Here is a 1,143-nt window from a genome sequence, read left to right on the forward strand (position 1 = left end):
ACAGAAACCGCGGGATAAATCCGTCCGGGGAAAGGGGAACCTCGGACATCAGAGGCTTTGTGCAACAAAGCCGGTTCCACCCCACATGAAGACTTCCAAAATGTGCAGCTGTTCCAGCCAGGGCGAGTCCACTAACAACCGCCAGAGCAAATAACAGCTTACGAGACAGCACCATTATTGCTGCAGCAAACGCTATGTTTACCGCGATCTCGAAGAACAAAGACCATGATGGGCCATTTAGCGGAAAGATGGGTGGGACATTTCCAACTGTTATCGGCCAAGGAGCAAGAGCGATCCCCGCTATGAATGCTTTTAGCAGAGCTGTCATATTATGGCCGTGAAGCGCAAAAACAGCCAGGCCAAGAAGTTGCCCTAGAAAGAACAAAGGGTAGAGCCGTACCAACCTCATAGCTGTAAATTCGAATAGGCCCATTCCTGTCTGCAGCCGAGCGCTGTACGCCTGCGCTATCACAAACCCACTTAATGCAAAAAATAGATCAACAGCTAGATAGCCCCGTGGGAGCAGTTGCGGCCACTCTGCTCGGTACGCAAGATGGAAGACAATCACTGCTAACGCGGCGACACCTCGCAAACCATCAAACGTGGCGTAGGTAAAACGCGGCGGCACCACGACGTCAATTTTGTCCATGCAAAATGCTCTTGCTGAAAAAACAGGTTTCGCCGCTATAGTAAGTTACGGATCGCATGGGTACTCATTTTGCTAGACCTTGCCCTAACACCCACGAGGCGCTGCTACACTAGCAGCCCCTATGCACGATGCGAGGCAAAGCATGCCTCGAACGCGGCGCGGGAGCGGCGGCCGTTGATGCCATCTAGCTGGATGGGCAAAAAGCCCAAGGCGGCGCATCGCGCCTGGCGGGCGAGGATAGGGGTCATCTTCGTAGTCATGGATGTTCCAGACATGAAATAGCCCCGCACGGTGGCGGGGCGGGGTTGGATTCACACGGCGGCGGGCTAAGGTCGCGTCAGCCGCTCTGGTTTTTCACCGTTCCAAAGCGGTCAGGCGGCGCCGGTTTGATTGGGCTTTCCGGTGCCGCCGCATCCTCATGGTGACGTTGCCCCCGACTTTTATCCAGCGTGAGCGAGACTCCGAGTTTGAGTTTTGCCGTTTTGGACGGGTTG

At 54.9% G+C, this 1,143-nt stretch carries 1 protein-coding gene; it reads right to left on the bottom strand.

Translation table 11 applies throughout. The annotated features are described in order from the left end of the window. Nucleotides 1-649: acyltransferase family protein (locus FHD68_RS18650; protein ID WP_139086625.1), on the bottom strand; the 649-nt coding region annotated here is incomplete at its 3' end. Nucleotides 650-1,143: the final 494 nt, after the last annotated feature.

This window comes from Paracoccus marcusii (assembly GCF_006151785.1).
In the GTDB taxonomy this organism is placed as follows: Bacteria; Pseudomonadota; Alphaproteobacteria; order Rhodobacterales; family Rhodobacteraceae; genus Paracoccus; species Paracoccus marcusii.